This window comes from Tabrizicola flagellatus, from assembly GCF_046295235.1.
GTDB classification, from domain to species: domain Bacteria; phylum Pseudomonadota; class Alphaproteobacteria; order Rhodobacterales; family Rhodobacteraceae; genus Tabrizicola; species Tabrizicola flagellata_A.
In genome coordinates, this window is record NZ_JBKBLV010000007.1 from 100,073 (window position 1) to 116,360 (window position 16,288).

Annotated in this window: 12 protein-coding genes and 1 tRNA gene; 8 read left to right on the top strand and 5 right to left on the bottom strand. The window is 67.8% G+C overall.

The genetic code is table 11. The annotated features are described in order from the left end of the window. The first annotated feature begins 116 nt into the window (after positions 1–116). On the top strand, positions 117–1,115 hold the full coding sequence (locus ACK4IU_RS04565; RefSeq protein ID WP_409732108.1) for an LLM class flavin-dependent oxidoreductase: 999 nt from the start codon (positions 117–119) through the stop codon (positions 1,113–1,115). 151 nt (positions 1,116–1,266) lie between these two features. After that, complete coding sequence (locus tag ACK4IU_RS04570) at positions 1,267–1,674, top strand: Fur family transcriptional regulator (RefSeq protein ID WP_409732110.1); 408 nt, start codon at positions 1,267–1,269, stop codon at positions 1,672–1,674. 50 nt (positions 1,675–1,724) lie between these two features. Here ACK4IU_RS04570 and ACK4IU_RS04575 read toward each other — a convergent pair whose 3' ends face one another. After that, positions 1,725–3,749: an FAD-dependent oxidoreductase gene (locus ACK4IU_RS04575; protein ID WP_409732112.1), complete on the bottom strand. Its 2,025-nt coding sequence runs from the start codon at positions 3,747–3,749 to the stop codon at positions 1,725–1,727. Positions 3,750–3,887: 138 nt separating this feature from the next. Here ACK4IU_RS04575 and ACK4IU_RS04580 point away from each other — a divergent pair, with 138 nt between their 5' ends. Next, a complete protein-coding gene (locus ACK4IU_RS04580) occupies positions 3,888–4,508 on the top strand; it encodes a TetR/AcrR family transcriptional regulator (protein ID WP_409732114.1) in 621 nt (206 codons plus the stop codon). A 2-nt stretch (positions 4,509–4,510) separates the two neighbouring features. On the opposite strand, the gene ACK4IU_RS04585 is transcribed toward ACK4IU_RS04580, so the two are convergent. From ACK4IU_RS04585 to ACK4IU_RS04595, 3 genes are read right to left on the bottom strand one after another with little or no spacing between them, the layout of a single operon-like run. Then, entirely contained in the window at positions 4,511–7,840 is a 3,330-nt protein-coding gene (locus tag ACK4IU_RS04585) for an efflux RND transporter permease subunit (protein WP_409732116.1), read from the bottom strand. Between the two features lie 11 nt (positions 7,841–7,851). Continuing rightward, a complete protein-coding gene (locus tag ACK4IU_RS04590) occupies positions 7,852–9,069 on the bottom strand; it encodes an efflux RND transporter periplasmic adaptor subunit (RefSeq protein WP_409732118.1) in 1,218 nt (405 codons plus the stop codon). Continuing rightward, on the bottom strand, positions 9,050–9,667 hold the full coding sequence (locus ACK4IU_RS04595; RefSeq protein ID WP_409732120.1) for a TetR/AcrR family transcriptional regulator: 618 nt from the start codon (positions 9,665–9,667) through the stop codon (positions 9,050–9,052). The genes ACK4IU_RS04590 and ACK4IU_RS04595 overlap by 20 nt, the downstream gene beginning before the upstream one ends. A 170-nt stretch (positions 9,668–9,837) precedes the next feature. On the opposite strand from ACK4IU_RS04595, the gene tgt reads away from it, so the two are divergent. Further along, positions 9,838–10,968 carry a tRNA guanosine(34) transglycosylase Tgt gene (tgt, locus tag ACK4IU_RS04600; RefSeq protein WP_409732122.1) on the top strand — a complete coding sequence of 377 codons (1,131 nt, stop codon included), beginning with the start codon at positions 9,838–9,840 and terminating at the stop codon, positions 10,966–10,968. 3 nt (positions 10,969–10,971) lie between these two features. Here the strand turns inward: tgt and ACK4IU_RS04605 are convergent, their stop codons facing one another. Beyond that, entirely contained in the window at positions 10,972–12,078 is a 1,107-nt protein-coding gene (locus tag ACK4IU_RS04605) for a hypothetical protein (RefSeq protein WP_409732124.1), read from the bottom strand. 263 nt (positions 12,079–12,341) lie between these two features. Here ACK4IU_RS04605 and lon point away from each other — a divergent pair, with 263 nt between their 5' ends. The 4 genes from lon to ACK4IU_RS04625 form a co-directional block, all read left to right on the top strand. After that, complete coding sequence (gene lon, locus ACK4IU_RS04610) at positions 12,342–14,738, top strand: endopeptidase La (protein ID WP_409732126.1); 2,397 nt, start codon at positions 12,342–12,344, stop codon at positions 14,736–14,738. A gap of 373 nt (positions 14,739–15,111) precedes the next feature. Continuing rightward, a complete protein-coding gene (locus ACK4IU_RS04615) occupies positions 15,112–15,537 on the top strand; it encodes an HU family DNA-binding protein (RefSeq protein ID WP_409732128.1) in 426 nt (141 codons plus the stop codon). A gap of 13 nt (positions 15,538–15,550) precedes the next feature. Next, positions 15,551–15,625 (top strand) — tRNA-Val (locus ACK4IU_RS04620). Between the two features lie 199 nt (positions 15,626–15,824). Next, on the top strand, positions 15,825–16,288 hold a 464-nt coding region (locus ACK4IU_RS04625), incomplete at its 3' end, for a hypothetical protein (RefSeq protein WP_409732130.1).

A 16,288-nucleotide genomic window follows, 5' to 3' on the forward strand; every position in this document is an offset into this window, starting at 1 on the left:
GCGCTACCGCGCACCATCCTATGTTGCGCTGTAGCGCACCCTACGCGGCCGACACGACATCCCCCTTGGCCCCATCCCCCGGAATGATTACCTCTCATGGTAACCGGAGGCCGCGCATGCAGCACTATTCCTACCTCGACCTGGCCCCGATCCCCGAAGGCCAGACCCCCGCCCAGGCGCTGAAATCCACCGTCGCGCTCGCGCAAGCCGCCGAAAAGGCGGGCTTCCACCGCTACTGGCTGGCCGAGCATCACAACATGCCCGGCATCGCCTCTGCCGCGACCCCCGTCGTGGTCGGCCATGTCGCGGGCCACACCAAGACCATGCGCATCGGGGCAGGGGGCATCATGCTGCCGAACCACTCCCCCCTGGTCGTGGCCGAGCAATTCGGCACCCTCGCCACCCTCTACCCGAACCGCATTGACCTCGGCCTCGGCCGCGCGCCCGGCACCGACATGCAGACCGCCCGCGCGCTGCGTCGCCACATGGCGCAGGAAGACACCTTCCCCCAGGACGTGCTGGAACTAATCGGCTACCTCGGCGACACCCCCGGCCCGGTGCAGGCGATCCCCGGCACCGGCACCAATGTCCCGGTCTGGATCCTCGGCTCCAGCACCTTCGGCGCGCAACTCGCGGCCTACCTGGGCCTTCCCTACGCCTTCGCCTCCCACTTCGCCCCCACCCACCTGGAAGAGGCGCTGGAGATCTACCGCCGCACTTTCCGCCCCTCCGCCCACCTTGCGAAACCCTACGCGATGATGGCCATCGGCGTCTCGGCCGCTGCCACGGACGAGGAAGCCACCTACCTCCGCTCCTCCCAACTCCTCGCCTTCGCGCGCCTGCGCAGCGGTCGCCCCGGCCAACTCCCGAGGCCCACGCTCGACCTCGGCGACATCCCCGAACCGATCCTCGCCCAGGCCCGCTATGCGCTCTCCTGCTCCGCCGTAGGCTCCCCCGAAACCGTCCGGCGGCAGCTCACCGACCTCATCGCCCGCCATCAGCCGGACGAAGTGATGATCACCGGCATGATGCACGACCATGCGGCCCGCGTGCGCTCAATGGAGATCGCCGCGAGCATCCTGTCAGATCTCGCCACCCCCGCCGCAGCCGCCTGAAACGGCGCGAAAACGGGCTTGCCACAACTCTTAACACCACCCTAACAGAAAATCGCAACCCATTGAAATGAAACGTATCTCAGAGTTTGTCCACCGTGGACACATCCGCAGGATTTGACCCCGTTCCCCGGTCCCGCTACCATTCGGCGTCATGAAACCGACCCCGAAACAGGCCCTCCGCGACACCGGCGTCCGCGTGACCCGCCAGCGCGAGGCGCTCCTCAAGGTCCTGACCGAGGCCGACGACCACCCCGACGCGGCCGAGCTTCACCGCCGCGCCCGGACCCTCGACGACAGCCTGTCGCTCGCCACAGTCTATCGCACCCTCTCGGTCCTCGAACGGGAAGGGGTGGTCCTGCGCCTCGCCCTCGAAAACGGCGGCGCGCGGTACGAGGTGGCGGATGCCCCCCACCACGACCACATCGTCGACCTCGACACCGGCCGCATCACCGAGTTCCGCTCCGAGAAGATCGAGGAACTCCAGCGCCAGATCGCCGCCGAACTCGGCTACGAGATCATCCATCACCGGATGGAACTCTACTGCCGGAAGAAGCCGTGACCCCGTCCCGGGCCTGACCCGGGACCTCGCCGGCCCAGGGCATCACCGGCTCAGACGGTCCTCACCAGCCGCAGCGCATCATAGATGGCCGCGTGGGTGTTCCGGGCCTCCACCGCGTCGCCGATGCGGAACAGCTGGAACCCCTCCACCGCCGGCTGCGGTCTCCCGTCGATGAGGGCATCGTAATCGACCGCCCCCCTGTTCCCCGAGACCGGTTTCAGCGCGAAGTAGAGGTCGGCAAGCGGCTGCGTCCCGGCATTCACCACCACCTGATCGTGGAGCTGCGTCTTGTCGAGCTTCATGTAATCCGACCCGATCACCGCCTCCAGCCGGTTCCCCGCCCGCCGCACGGCATCCAGCCGGTAGGTCACCGTGAAGGTCACCGTCTTGTCCTGCAGCGCGCGCATGTAGGGGACAAGGTTCATCCCCATCACCTCGGGCGAGAAGGTCCGGTCGCGCGTCATCACCTCGACCTTGCCCCCGGCCTCGGCGATCACCTGCGCCGCCTGCAGGGCGGCATGGTCCCCGGCCTCGTCGTAGATCAGCACGTTCTCGCCGGGCTTGGCATCGCCCGACAGGATGTCCCAGGCCGAGACCACCAGATCGTTCCCTTCGGCCAGAAGCTCGGTCGTCGGCATCCCCCCCGTCGCGATCACCACCACGTCCGGCGCCTCGGCCAGGACATCCTCGGCCTCGGCCCAGGTGTTGAACCGGAACTCCACCCCAAGCCGCTGACACTGCGCCAGCCGCCAGTCGATGATCCCGATCATCTCGGCCCGCCGCTTCGATTGCGCCGTCAGCCGGACCTGCCCGCCGGGCTTGTCGGCGACCTCGAAAACGACCACCGGGTGCCCCCGCTCGCCCGCCACCCGCGCAGCCTCCAGACCCGCGGGACCGGCGCCGACCACGACGACCTTCTTCCTGACCCCGGCCTTCTCGATCTGGTGCGGCTGCGTCGCCTCGCGCCCTGTCGAGGGGTTGTGGATGCAGAGCGCCATGCCCCCCTGATAGATCCGGTCCAGACAGTAGGTTGCGCCGACGCAGGGCCGGATGTCGTCCTCACGGCCCTCGACGATCTTCCGCACGATATGCGGGTCGGCCATGTGGGCGCGCGTCATCCCCACCAGATCGACCTGGCCGGTGGCCACTGCGTGCCGGGCCGTGGCCACGTCCGGGATGCGCGAGGCATGGATCACCGGCATCCCGACTTCGACCCGGATGCGGCCAGCGAAGTCCAGGTGCGGAGCGGACCGCATGCCCTGCACAGGGATCAGGTCCGTCATCGCCGGATCGGTGTGGATCCGACTTCGGTTGATGTTCAGGTAGTCCACCATCCCGCTGTCGCGGAACAGCTTTCCCAGCGCCAAGCCTTCCTCGATGTCGATGCCGCCGGGCTCCATCTCGTCCACGCCATAGCGCAGGCCGAGGATGATCTCGGGCCCGACCCGTTCGCGCACGGCGGCCACCATGTCCAGCGTCAGCCGGGCGCGGTTCTCCAGGCTGCCGCCATAGGGGGCGGGCAGACTGTTGGTCAGCGGCGACATGAACTGATCCAGCAGGTGGCCGTGGCAGAGGAACTCGATCCCGTCCACCCCTGCCGCCTTCATCCGCTCTGCCGCATCGGCGTAGTCGCGGATGATGCGGGCGATGTCCCAGTCCTCGGCCGGTTTAGGCGTTGCCCTGTGTGCAGGCTCGCGTTCGTGGGTCGCGGAGATCACCGGCAGCCAGTCGCCCTTGTCCCAGCGTGTCCGCCGGCCGAGATGGGACAGCTGGATCATCACCGCCGCCCCGGCCTCGTGGCAGTCGTCCACCAGCCGCCTCATCCACGGCACCACCTCGTCCTTCCAGACAAGGAGGTTCGAGAAGACCGGCGGACTGTCGCGGCTGACGCTGGCCGAACCCGCCGTCATCACCATCGCCACCCCGGCCTTCGCCCGCTCGAGATGGTAGAGCCGGTAGCGGTCCTTCGGCATGCCGTCATCGCCGTAGGCCGGTTCGTGGCTGGTGGTGATGATCCGGTTGCGCAAGGTCAGATGCTTCAGGCGATAGGGCTGGAGAAGGGGATCGTTCGACATCGGAAGGCCTGCCTGTGGGAGGGATGGCCCGGATGCTAGATCGGCCCCGTTGCCCGCGCAAGACAAAACTCGACACATATGTCGAGTTCTTGTGGTCTTGTGTTTGAAACCGCCCCGGGCCTAGGGTGGCGCATGACGATGCAAAGACCGGAACGCGGCTGGCGGGGCACGCCCGACCTCTGGCTGGAGGCGGCCTATGACCTTCTGGTCGAGGGCGGGGTGGATGCGGTGAAGGTGATGCCGCTGGCCGAGCGGCTGGGACTGTCGCGCACCAGTTTCTACTGGCATTTCCCGGACCGCGAGGCGCTACTGGCCCGGCTGGTGGACCGCTGGCGCGAGAAGAACACCGCCAACCTGGTTGCCCGCTGCGAGGCGCCGGCGGCGACCATTTCCGAAGCCATGCTCAACCTGTTCGACTGCTGGTACGACAGCGCGCTGTTCGACAGCCGGCTGGAATTCGCCATGCGCACCTGGTCGCTGACCGATGCCGCCGTCGCCCGCGCGATGGCCGAGGCCGACGAGACCCGGATCGCCGCGATCACCGGCCTGTTCCGCCGCTTCGGCTATGACGAGACCGAGGCCGACACCCGGGCGCGGACGCTTTATCTCACCCAGGTCGGCTATATCGCGCTGCGGTCCGAGGAAAGCCTCGAGGTCCGCCTGCGCCGGGTTCCGGCCTATGTGCTGACCTTCTGCGGCGTCGCGCCGACCGGGGCAGAGGCCGAGGCTTTCCGCCTGCGACATCTGCCCGCGGCCTGACCCTATTCCGCCGCGTGTGGCCGGGGCGTGCTGCGGGCCAGGGCGGCCTCTAGCACAGACACCCGGTTCTGCAACACCGCGACATCGACCTGGGTCCGCGCCATGCCATCGGCCAGCACCAGGGGATCGGGCGGGGTCGGCTCGGCCTCCTTCTTGCCGATGAACCGGCCGAGGATCCACGAGAAGAATCGCGACAGGTCGTCCATCGCCAGATACATCGAGGGCACGACGACGAGGCTCAGAACCGTCGAGACGATGATCCCGCCGATCACGGCGATGGCCATGGGCGAACGGAACGCCCCGCCTTCGCCGACACCGAGCGCCGAGGGCAGCATCCCCGCCGACATGGCGATCGAGGTCATCACGATGGGCTGGGCGCGCTTGTGGCCGGCCTCGATCACCGCCTCGATCCGCTTCATGCCGCGGGCCCGCATCTCGATGGCGAAGTCGATCAGGAGGATCGCGTTCTTCGCGACGATCCCCATCAGCATGAGGATGCCGATGAGAACGGGCATCGACAGCGGGTTCTGCGTCAGGATCAGCGCCGCCGCCACCCCGCCGACCGACAGGAGCAGCGAGAAGATGATGGTCAGGGGTTGCAGGACCGAGTGGAACAGGAGGATCAGCACGAACATCATCAGGAGGACGCCCAGCACCATCGCGTTGACAAAGCTGCCGACCAGTTCCGCCTGGATCTCGGCATCGCCCGAAGGCGTGACGCGGACGGTCGCCGGCAGGTTCAGCGTGGGCAGGATCTCGTTGAAGCGGGCGGTCGCCTGGTCCAGCACATAGCCGGGCGCGATGTCGGCGCCGAGCGTGGCGACCCGCTGGCGGTTCAGCCGCTTGACGACCGAAGGACCCTCGGCCACCTCGACCGTGGCCACGGCCGACAGGGGCACGGGGCCCGCTGAGGTCATCACCTTCAGCGCCGAGATGCGGGCGAGGTTGTCGCGCGAGGCCTCGTCCAGCTGGACCCGGATCGGCACCAGACGGTTGTCGATCGACAGTTTGCCGAGCGCGGCCGAGACATCGCCGATGGTGGCCACGCGGACGGTGCTGGCGATCTGCTGCACGGTGACGCCCAGCCGGGCGGCCTCGTCGGGCTTGGGCGTGATCTGGATCTCGGGCCGGGGCAGGGCGGCCTCGGTCGAGGGGCTGAGGAACATCGGCTCGTCGCGCAGCGCCTCTTCGATCTTCTGCACCGCGAGGTTCAGATCGTTGTCGTCGCTGGACAGGATGTCGTAGGCAAAGGGACGCGAGCCGCCACCGGGGCCGCCGACCTTGAAGGCGCGCACGTCGGGAACGGATTTCAGCCGGTCGAAGACCTCGGTCTCGATCTCGTGCTGCGGGCGCAGGCGGCCCGTGGACGGGATCTCGGGGATCAGGCCGCCGACCACGGGCAGGGCGCGACCAAGGTCGATCAGCTTGCGCTCCAGCCCGTTGTCCAGCCGGTCGAGGATGATGGTGAAGGTCGCCCGCCGGATGTCGCGGTCGCCCAGGGGGGCCGAGCCTCCGATGACCAGGACGGATTTCACCCCGTCGATGTCCTTGACCGCCTCGCGCATCGCGTCGGTCGTGGCGGCGGTGTCGTCCAGCGTCGCGCCGGGCGGCAGTTCGACCGAGACCACGATGCGGCTTTCATCCTCGGGCGGGAACAGGCTGCCGGGCACCTGAAGCATGGCGAAGACCGAGAAGATCACCACGATCACGGCGGCGACGAGGGTGATGTAGTAGGTCGGCAGCGCGAGCCAGGGCCAGCGCTTCGACCGCCGCACCCGCGTCGTGGCGCGCACCAGCCAGAGATAGCCCCGCATGACGAGACCGTCCCGGTGGCCCTCGCCATGGCCGACCGCGGCATCCTTCGACCGCATCAGGTAGGCGGCCATCATCGGCGTGATCAGCCGCGCGACCATCAGCGAGAAGATGACGGCGATGGCCACGGTCAGGCCGAACTGGCGGAAATACTGGCCCGGGATGCCGGGCATGAAGCTGACCGGAACGAAGACCGCGACGATGGTCGCCGAGGTGGCGATGACGGCAAGGCCGATCTCGTCGGCGGCGTCGATCGCGGCGCGGAACGGCGTCTTGCCCATGCGCATGTGGCGGGCGATGTTCTCGATCTCCACGATCGCGTCATCGACCAGGATCCCGGTGGCAAGCGTCAGCGCCAGGAAGCTCACGAGGTTCAGCGAGAAGCCGAGGAGGTCCATCAGCCAGAAGGTCGGCACCGCCGACAGGGGCAGCGCCACGGCGGCAATCAGCGTCGCGCGCCAGTTGCGCAGGAAGGCCAGCACCACCAGCACCGCCAGCAGCGCGCCTTCCAGCAGGGTGTGGATCGCGGATTCGTAGTTGCCATAGGTGTAGAAGACGGAATCGTCCACCATGGTGATGGTGACGTTCGGGTGGTCCTGGCGCAGCTGGTCCACCACCTGGTTGGTCAGTTCCGCCACACTGACCTCGGACGCCCCCTTGGCGCGGAAGACGAGGAAGCTGACGCCCGGCTCGCCGTCGATGCGGGAAAAGCTCTTGAGCTCCTCATAGCTGTCGATCACCTGGCCAAGGTCGGTCAGCTTGACGAAGCGGCCCGAGGGTAGGGCGATGGTGGTGTTGGCGAGGCTTTCGACCGTGCCGCTGTCGCCCAGCGTGCGGATCACCTGCTCGCCGTCGCCCAGCTGCAGCTTGCCCGCGCCGAGGTTGACGTTCGTCGCCGCGATCTGGGCGCTCACCGCCTGGGCCGTGACGCCGTAACTTGCCAGCCGCACAGGGTCCAGCTCCACCCGGATCTCGCGGTCGGCCCCGCCGATGCGGGTGACGCGGCCGATGCCGGGGCGGCCTTGCAGCGCGCGGGTCACCGTGTCATCGACGAACCAGCTTATCTCTTCCATCGACATGTCGGGGGCCGAGACCGCAAAGGTCATGATCGCCTGTCCCTCGACGTCGATCCGGCTGACGATCGGGGCCTCGATGCCCCCCGGCAGGTCGCCGCGGATCTGGTCCACCGCATCCTTCACGTCCTGCACCGCCTTGTCGGTCGGCACTTCCATGCGGAACTCGACCACGGTCGTGGACAGGCCGTCGGTCACGGTCGAGGTGACGCGCTTGACCCCGGTCAGGCCCGCGACGGCATCCTCGATTTCCTTCGTCACCTGGCTTTCCATCTCGGCCGGCGCGGCGCCGGACTGGCCGACCGACACGGCCACCAGCGGCACGTCGATGTTCGGGAAACGGGTGATGGGCAGGCTGTTGAAACTTTGCCAACCCAAGACCATGAACAGGAAGAAGGCCAGAAGCGGCGCGACCGGATTGCGGATCGACCAGGCAGAGAAGTTCATCGCGCCTCTCCTCAGTTGCCGGCAACGGGGGCAGGGACCGGGTTGATCCGGTCGCCCGCGCGGACGAAGGCGCCCGCCTTCAGCACCACCTGGTCGCCGGCCTGAAGGCCCGAGACGATCTCGACCATGCCGCCGTCGCGAATGCCGGTGGTGACCGCGACCCGCTCGACCACGCCGTCCCGCACCCGCATGACACTGGTGCCCTCGGGCGAGGCGCCGATGGCGGTGACCGGGACGGCCAGCCCGTCACGTTCGGCGGCGATGATCTCGGCCTCGACGAACATGCCGGTGCGCAATTCGCCCGCCTGATCGACCGCGATCCGCGCCCGGCCCAGCCGGGTCACCGGGTCGATGGCGGGTTCGACCAGCCGCACTGTGCCCTCAAGCGTGCCGGCCATGCCCACGGCGCGCAGGTTTGCCTTCTGGCCCGGCGCGAGACGCAGGAGGTCGGTCTCGGACACGTCGGCCCGCAGTTCCAGCGCCGAGTCGCGGACGATGACGAACATCGGCTGCCCGGCCGCGGTGGCAATGGCGCCGATCTTGGCGTTGCGCGCGACGATCTTGCCCGCGACCGGGGCCTTCACCTCGGTCCGCGCCAGCATCAGGTCCACGTTCTCCAGCCGCGCCTCGGCCAGTGCCAGCTGCGCGCGCGCCGATTCAAGCCCTTGCCGCGCCACCGTCACCCGGGCATTGGCCGCCGTCGCATTGGCCTGCACCGTGTCCCATGTCGCCTGCGGGGCGGTGCCGCTCTGCCGCAGCTTCGCGGTCCGCTCGACCGCGCGGGCGGCCTCGGCGGCGGCGGCCTCGGCCTCGACCAGCCGCGCCTCGGACTGGGCGATGGCCGACTGCGCGGCGGCCAGCGAGGCGACCGCCTCGGTCCGCTGCAGGTCAAGCGTGGTGCGCGACAGGACGGCCAGCACCTGTCCCTCGGTCACCGTGTCGCCGACATCGGCCAGCAGCCGGTCGAGCGGCTGGCCCTCGACCAGCGGGGCGACCTGCACTTCCTCGACCGCGGCGATCAGGCCCGAGGCGATGACCCGGTCGGTCAGGCGGCGCGTGGTCACTTCGGCTACGGTGATGGCCGGCAGGGCGGGGGCTGCGGCAGGGGCCGAGGCGGCCTGCGCAGCTGCGGCGCCTTCGGCAAGGGCGGGCAGCGCGGGGCTGACCAGCGTCAGGGCGGCGGCAAGGATCAGGGTGGGGCGCATGGGCTTAGCCTTCAGCTTTGTCATTGGAAATCTCGGTCAGGATGCGGTCGATCACCGCCACCACTTGGGCCGCCAGCGCGGGGCTGGCCGGGCCGCATTGGGCGGTGCGCATCGCCATGGCCTTCACCAGCATGACCAGCATCTGGCATTGGCCTTCGTAGCGGTGGCAGGCGTCCTCCATGCTGCGCCGGGTGACGTTGGCGAAGATCGCGCAGAGAAAGCGGGTGATCGTCTCTTCCATCTGCCGCGCCGCCGCGCCGATCTCGGGCTTGCGGATCGCGGCGGCGGTGATCTCGGCCCAGAGCTGGCCGTCCTTCGTCCCTTCCTCGTCGAAATGCGCCAGAATCCGGTCGCGCAGGCAGGCCATCGGCTGGTCCGAGGTCTGGATCTCGGCGAAATCGGCCTGGATCTCGGCCAGGTCATAGCCGCACATCGCCTCGACGATGGCCGCCTTCGAGGGGAAGTAGCGGTAGAAGTTGCCCACGCTCATCCCGGCGGCGCGGGCCAGGTCCTGCATCGAGGCGCCGTCGAATCCCTTTTCGGCAAAGGCCTGCCGGATCAGGCCCAGGATTTCCAGGCTGCGCTCTTCGGAGGATTGCGCGGGTTGCGGCAAGGACGACATGCGGGTGATACCGGGCTTGATGGTTCTGGGAATGAACGTTCATTCACGCAGATAGAGAGATTGCCGCGAAGATCAAGCGGAATTACGGGGCAGGGGGCGGATCGGATCGGTCCGGCTTCACTTTTCCCCGGATTTGGCCCAAGGAAGCGGCAGCGAAGGGGGCGGTCGGCATGGCGACGGGCATCAGTTTCAGCGTGACGGCGACCGAAGGCGCGGCGCGGACCGGGGTGATCTCGACCCCGAGGGGAGAGATTCGCACCCCCGCCTTCATGCCGGTGGGCACCGCCGGGACGGTCAAGGCGATGCTGCCCGAAAGCGTGGCGGCGACGGGGGCCGACATCCTTCTGGGAAACACTTACCACCTGATGCTGCGCCCGGGGGCCGAGCGGGTGGCAATGCTCGGCGGGCTGCACCGGTTCATGAACTGGCCAAAACCGATCCTGACCGATAGCGGCGGGTTTCAGGTCATGTCGCTCGGCCCCCTGCGCAAGCTGACCGAGGAAGGGGTCCGATTCTCTTCGCACCTTGACGGGTCAAAACACATGCTGACACCGGAGCGCAGCATGGAGATCCAGCGGCTGCTGGGCTCGGACATCGTGATGTGTTTCGACGAATGCCCTGCCTTGCCCGCCACGGATGCCGAGGTCGCCCGCGCCATGCGCCTGTCGATGCGCTGGGCACAGCGGTCGCGCGATGCCTTCGGCGACCGGCCGGGCCATGCGCTGTTCGGCATCATGCAGGGCGGTGTCACGCGCGCGCTGCGCGAGGAATCGGCCGAGGCGCTGAAATCCATCGGCTTCGACGGCTATGCGGTGGGCGGCCTTGCGGTGGGCGAGGGGCAGGAGGCCATGTTCGGCGTCCTCGACTATGCGCCGGGGTTCCTGCCCGTGGACAAGCCGCGTTACCTGATGGGCGTGGGCAAGCCCGACGACATAGTCGGAGCCGTCGAGCGGGGCATCGACATGATGGACTGCGTGCTGCCCTCGCGGTCGGGCCGCACCGGCCAGGCCTGGACGGCGCGCGGGCAGGTGAACCTGCGCAACGCCCGCCACAAGGACGACCCCCGCCCGCTGGAGGACGGCTGCCAATGTCCTGCCTGCCGCGGCTATTCCCGCGCCTATCTGCACCATGTGGTCAAGTCGGACGAGATCATCGGCTCGATGCTGCTGACCTGGCACAACCTGCATTACTACCAGGTGCTGATGCAGGGGCTGAGGGATGCCATCGCGACGGGCGGACTGGCGACATTCGTGGCCGCGTTCCATGCAGGGCGGGCCGAAGGCGATATCGAGCCGATCTGACCCTCAGGGCCGGGCGGGACCCAAAAGCGGCATGTCCTGTGACAGCGCGGCGGTCAGAAGCACATGAAAGCCCCGGTTGCGCAGCAAGTCGGGAGACAGCACCTCGGGCGGCGTCTGCATGGCATAGATCGCAAGGTACGGCCCGTTCCCCGCCACCCGCGCCGTGCCGGGCGCCGCGGCCTCGGCCAGCGTCTTGCCCCCCAAGCCTTGCAGGACCGATGCGCCAAGCCCCGCCTCCATCGCTTGCGCGGCCGCCTCGGCCTCTGCCTGCGTGGCAAAGCTCAGCACCAGCAGGGTCAGATCTCCGGTTCCGTCGCCCAGGTCGGCCAGCAGCATCGCGTTCCACCAGGGCATCGCACCCGGAGGTGCCGGGGCAGGGGTCAGGCCGTCCTCGATCACAAAGCCCGGGGCAAACAGCGTCGGGTCGGTGAACAGCACCGCCTGCACCAGCTGACGCGCGCCCCAGTCCGGCAGATCAAGCGCCGGGGCAAGGGCTGCCATCGCCGCACTGTTCGCCCCGCGCCCCACCATCGACTCCAGCCCCGGCCAGCTTGCCGCCTGCAACAAAACCTCGCCCGCCAGCGCAATGCGCGAGGACCTGGGCAGCGGCACGGCAAAGGGATCGTCCGGGTTGCGGGCGCCAAGGTCGATCGCCAGGTCCTGCCCGCCGCGCCAGAAAGCGGCAAAGCCCCGGTCCGTGCTTGTCGCATAGCCATTTGCCAGCAGCGCCGGGGCCACGCGCCCCATCGCGGCAGGAGTAAGCAGCAGCGCCATCCTGTCGTCCGGTGCCTGCCGCAGCACGGCGGCGGCCCGCAGGTCCCCCGGCCCGAACCCCACCGTCTTTGTCCAGTTGGCGCCGGCCGGCGCCTGGGCGAAGGGGCCGCCCAGGATGCGCGCGGCATCAGCCTCGATCCCGGCCGTTCCGGCCGTCGCCAGAGCCACCCGGGCTGCCGCCTCGAAGTCATAGAACTCGGGCATCATCGCCGAGGGGCCGGCCAGCGCCGCCTCGGGCAGGTGCGACATCATCGCGACCAGACGCGCGCTGCGGTTCTCTGCCAGCGCCTGCGTCGCCAATAGCAGGGAAAGGGCAGGGGCAAGGATGGGCTTCATCGAAATCTCCGGTCTGAGCCTGCGTCCTGACCATTCAACCGGATCCTGCCGCGCTTGTGCAGTAAGCCAAGCCCGACCCGCCGACCCGACATGTGCACAGATTTTACCGCCTTGCAGCCGCCCGCGCGCCGGTTCATTCTGCCGAACCAACCGGGAACTTGAATCCCCCGCCCGGGGACCACAAGTTAACACATCTGAAGACGGAGCGGGCCGGGTTGCCGATGGTCGGGGCCCCGCCGGTTGCCGCGAACGAAGGTAGACATATGAGCATCCAGAGCTATCCGGTCCTGCCTCTGCGCGACATCGTGGTGTTTCCCCACATGATCGTGCCGCTTTTCGTCGGCCGCGAAAAGTCGGTCCGCGCGCTGGAAGAGGTGATGCAGGACGACAAGCAGATCCTACTGTCCTCGCAGAAGGATCCGACCGCGGATGACCCGCAGGCCGACGGCATCTTCCGCGTGGGCGTGCTGGCGAACGTCCTGCAACTTCTGAAACTGCCCGATGGTACCGTGAAGGTGCTGGTCGAGGGCAAGTCGCGCGTGAAGATCACCGGTTTCGTCGAGAATCCGGCCTTCTTCGAGGCCACCGCCGAGACCCTGCCCGAGACCGAGGGCGATCCGACCGCCGTCGAGGCCCTGGTCCGTGCGGTCAGCGAAGAGTTCGAACGCTATTCGAAGGTCAAGAAGAACATCCCCGAGGAAGCACTTGCGGCCGTTTCCGACACGCGCGAACCGGCGCGGCTGGCGGACCTGGTGGCTGGCCACCTGGGGGTGGACGTGGGCCAGAAACAGGCGATCCTCGAAACGCTCGAGATCGCCGAACGGCTTGAGAAGGTCTATGGTCACATGCAGGGCGAGCTTTCGGTCCTGCAGGTCGAGAAGAAGATCAAGTCGCGCGTCAAGACGCAGATGGAGAAGACCCAGCGCGAGTACTACCTGAATGAGCAGATGAAGGCCATTCAGAAGGAACTTGGCGACGGCGAGGACGGCCAGAACGAGGTCGCCGAGCTGGAAGAGCGGATCAAGAAGACCAAGCTGTCCAAGGAAGCGCGCGAGAAGGCCGAGGCCGAGCTGAAGAAGCTGAAGACGATGTCGCCGATGTCCGCCGAGGCCACGGTGGTGCGCAACTATCTCGACTGGCTCCTCGGCGTGCCCTGGGGCGTGAAGTCGCGCGTCAAGAAGGACCTGGGCGCGGCGCAGAAGGTGCTGGACGCCGACCATTACGGGCTGGAGAAGGTCAAGGAACGGATCGTCGAATACCTGGCGGTCCAGGCGCGGTCCACCAAGCTGAAAGGCCCGATCCTCTGCCTCGTCGGTCCTCCGGGTGTAGGCAAGACCTCGCTGGGCCGGTCGGTCGCCAAGGCCACGGGGCGCGAGTTCATCCGCATCAGCCTGGGCGGCGTGCGGGATGAATCCGAAATCCGCGGTCACCGGCGGACCTACATCGGGTCGATGCCGGGCAAGATCATCCAGTCGCTGAAGAAGGCCAAGACCACCAATCCGCTGATCCTTCTGGATGAGATCGACAAGATGGGTCAGGACTTCCGGGGCGATCCGGCCTCGGCGCTCCTGGAGGTGCTGGATCCGGAACAGAACTCGACCTTCGTCGATCACTATCTGGAGGTCGAATACGACCTGTCGAACGTGATGTTCATCACCACGGCGAACAGCTACAACATGCCGGGGCCGCTGATGGACCGGATGGAGATCATCCCGCTGGCGGGTTACACCGAGGATGAAAAGCGCGAGATCGCCAAGGGCCATCTCCTGCCCAAGCAGATCAAGGCCAACGGGCTGAAGAAGGGCGAATTCAGCGTCAGCGACGACGCGCTCAACCATGTCATCCGCTACTACACCCGCGAGGCGGGTGTGCGGAACCTTGAGCGCGAGATCGCCAAGCTGGCCCGCAAGGCCGTGACCGATATCCTGAAGGGCAAGGCGAAGAAGGTCGAGGTCGATCCGGCCAAGGTCGAGGAATACCTGGGCGTCCAGAAATACCGCTATGGCCTGGCCGAGAAGGAGGACCAGGTCGGCGTGGTCACGGGTCTCGCCTGGACCAGCGTCGGTGGCGATCTCCTGCACATCGAGGCGCTGAAGCTGCCGGGCAAGGGCCGGATGAAGACGACCGGGAAACTGGGCGATGTGATGAAGGAATCGATCGACGCGGCGGCGAGCTATGTTCGCTCGATCTCGCCCCAGATCGGGGTGAAGCCGCCGAAGTTCGACACGATCGACATCCACGTACATGTCCCGGACGGCGCCACGCCCAAGGACGGGCCCTCGGCGGGTCTGGCGATGGTGACCTCCATCGTCTCGGTCCTGACCGGGATCCCGGTCCGCAAGGACATCGCAATGACCGGCGAAGTGTCCTTGCGCGGCAACGCCATGCCGATCGGCGGGCTGAAGGAGAAACTCCTTGCTGCCCTGCGCGGGGGGATCAAGACGGTCTTCATCCCCGAGGAGAACGCCAAGGATCTGGCCGAGATCCCGGACAACGTGAAGCAGGGCCTGCAGATCGTCCCCGTGAGCCATGTCCGCGAGGTTCTGGCCCAGGCGCTGGTGCGCCAGCCCGAGCCGGTGGAATGGGACGAGGCGGCGGAAGAGGCTGCCGCAGCGGCCCGGGCGGCCCAGGCCCAGCAACCGGCGCAGACCGCGCACTAAACCGAGACAGACGAAGGCGCGCCCTCCGGGGCGCGCCTTTTTTCGTTGCGGTCGTTGGCCTCTGTCGATGCGGCGCGGCCCCAGACCGAGGCCGGCGGAGTCCAGCGCCTCGCAGTCTTCCTGGAGGTTGACCGGCCTGCCCGTGGTCGATGGGGAAAGCGTGCCAGTGCACGCGGGCTGAACAGGACTCGGGGCCGGCGCTTTGGACTCCGCCTGCACCTTGCGAGGCAGTGTCCCTCCGCGCTGCCCGAACGGGCACAGACGGAGTACCCAGCGGCAGCGCATTCTCGTTCTCAGCCTGCCGAAGGTGCTGGCGTGGCAGCGAAACGGCGACTAGTCTTGTGCGACCCCGCAACAGCCCGAAGAAAGCATCATGGCCGCGCGCAGCAAGGATACCGAAAAGAAGTCAGCCTCCCCGGCGAAAGCGGCCGCAAAGGTCCGGAAATCCGCCGCCAAGGCGAAACCCGGACCGGAGTCTTCGGAAAAACCAGCCCTGCGGGTGGTCGAAGCCGAGGTCGAGGCACCGCCGGCCACTGTCGGGACCGTCAAGCTGAAGGATCTTGTCGACCAGGTTGCCGAAGCGACTGGCGCCAGGCGGGCGGACGTCAAGCCGACGGTGGAGGCGCTGCTGACCGCCATGGGGGCCGCCCTTGCGGCCGGGAAGGCTCTGGCGGCGCCTCCGCTTGGCAAGGTCAGGGTCGTCAAGAACAAGGGTCCGGCGCTGACCTTGAAGCTTCGTCTTGCGGATGGGCCGAAAGCTGCCGGATTGGCCCTTGCGGATGACGGGGAGGATGGCTAAAAGCCCCCGCATCGGGCGATTAGCTCAGCGGTAGAGCGCTTCGTTCACATCGAAGATGTCAGCGGTTCAAATCCGTTATCGCCCACCATTTTCTGCGAAAGCGCGCCACGCACGGCGCGCTTTCGTCATTTCCGGGTCGGGATCGGGCGGCTAGACTGGCCCCGGACCCCCGGCGAAAGGACCTGCGGATGCGCGGCTTCGACTTCTCCAGCTAGCAGTCGGTTCTGACCACGCTGATCGGCATCGCGCTTCTCGCGCTGGTCGGGATCGGAATCCGCATCCTGTTCATGGTCACGCTGCAACAGCGGCGCGAGCGGATGAACCGGCAGATCAACGAACGTCTCAAGGTGCTGATCGCGGCCTACAAGGTGCTCGGTGGCTCGTTCACCGGCAACCTGACGGTCGATCCCCGCCACCTGCGGGAGATCGGGCCTGAAGACGCCGATCCCGGCTCCGACCGCGCGCGGCGCATCCGTGACGCGGTTGAAGGCGCCCTGTCCGACATCATCCTTCTCGGCACCGAAGAGCAGGTCGCCCTGGCCGCTGCCGCCGCACGCGATCTGGTGGCGGGCCGGCCGGTCGAGACCCAGGCGCTCGTCGCCTCGCTGCGCGCCTTCATCCGCGCGGCGCTCGACCTGACCCCGGTCCCCGAGACGCTTGAGATCCCGCAACAGGGCCCCACCCGGCCCGGTGCCAGCGGCGCGGGCGCGGCGCGGGGCGGGCGCGAGGCGGCCGGGCGAGGGGCCGGGGC

What these genes read in the sequence shown, in the direction of transcription:
- ACK4IU_RS04615 (WP_409732128.1), top strand. Translation starts at nt 15,112, where the DNA reads ATGGCCGCGCGCAGCAAGGATACCGAAAAGAAGTCAGCCTCCCCGGCG.
- ACK4IU_RS04590 (WP_409732118.1), bottom strand. Translation starts at nt 9,069, where the DNA reads ATGACAAAGCTGAAGGCTAAGCCCATGCGCCCCACCCTGATCCTTGCC.
- ACK4IU_RS04575 (WP_409732112.1), bottom strand. Translation starts at nt 3,749, where the DNA reads ATGTCGAACGATCCCCTTCTCCAGCCCTATCGCCTGAAGCATCTGACC.
- ACK4IU_RS04565 (WP_409732108.1), top strand. Translation starts at nt 117, where the DNA reads ATGCAGCACTATTCCTACCTCGACCTGGCCCCGATCCCCGAAGGCCAG.
- ACK4IU_RS04580 (WP_409732114.1), top strand. Translation starts at nt 3,888, where the DNA reads ATGCAAAGACCGGAACGCGGCTGGCGGGGCACGCCCGACCTCTGGCTG.
- lon (WP_409732126.1), top strand. Translation starts at nt 12,342, where the DNA reads ATGAGCATCCAGAGCTATCCGGTCCTGCCTCTGCGCGACATCGTGGTG.
- ACK4IU_RS04595 (WP_409732120.1), bottom strand. Translation starts at nt 9,667, where the DNA reads ATGTCGTCCTTGCCGCAACCCGCGCAATCCTCCGAAGAGCGCAGCCTG.
- ACK4IU_RS04585 (WP_409732116.1), bottom strand. Translation starts at nt 7,840, where the DNA reads ATGAACTTCTCTGCCTGGTCGATCCGCAATCCGGTCGCGCCGCTTCTG.
- ACK4IU_RS04570 (WP_409732110.1), top strand. Translation starts at nt 1,267, where the DNA reads ATGAAACCGACCCCGAAACAGGCCCTCCGCGACACCGGCGTCCGCGTG.
- tgt (WP_409732122.1), top strand. Translation starts at nt 9,838, where the DNA reads ATGGCGACGGGCATCAGTTTCAGCGTGACGGCGACCGAAGGCGCGGCG.
- ACK4IU_RS04605 (WP_409732124.1), bottom strand. Translation starts at nt 12,078, where the DNA reads ATGAAGCCCATCCTTGCCCCTGCCCTTTCCCTGCTATTGGCGACGCAG.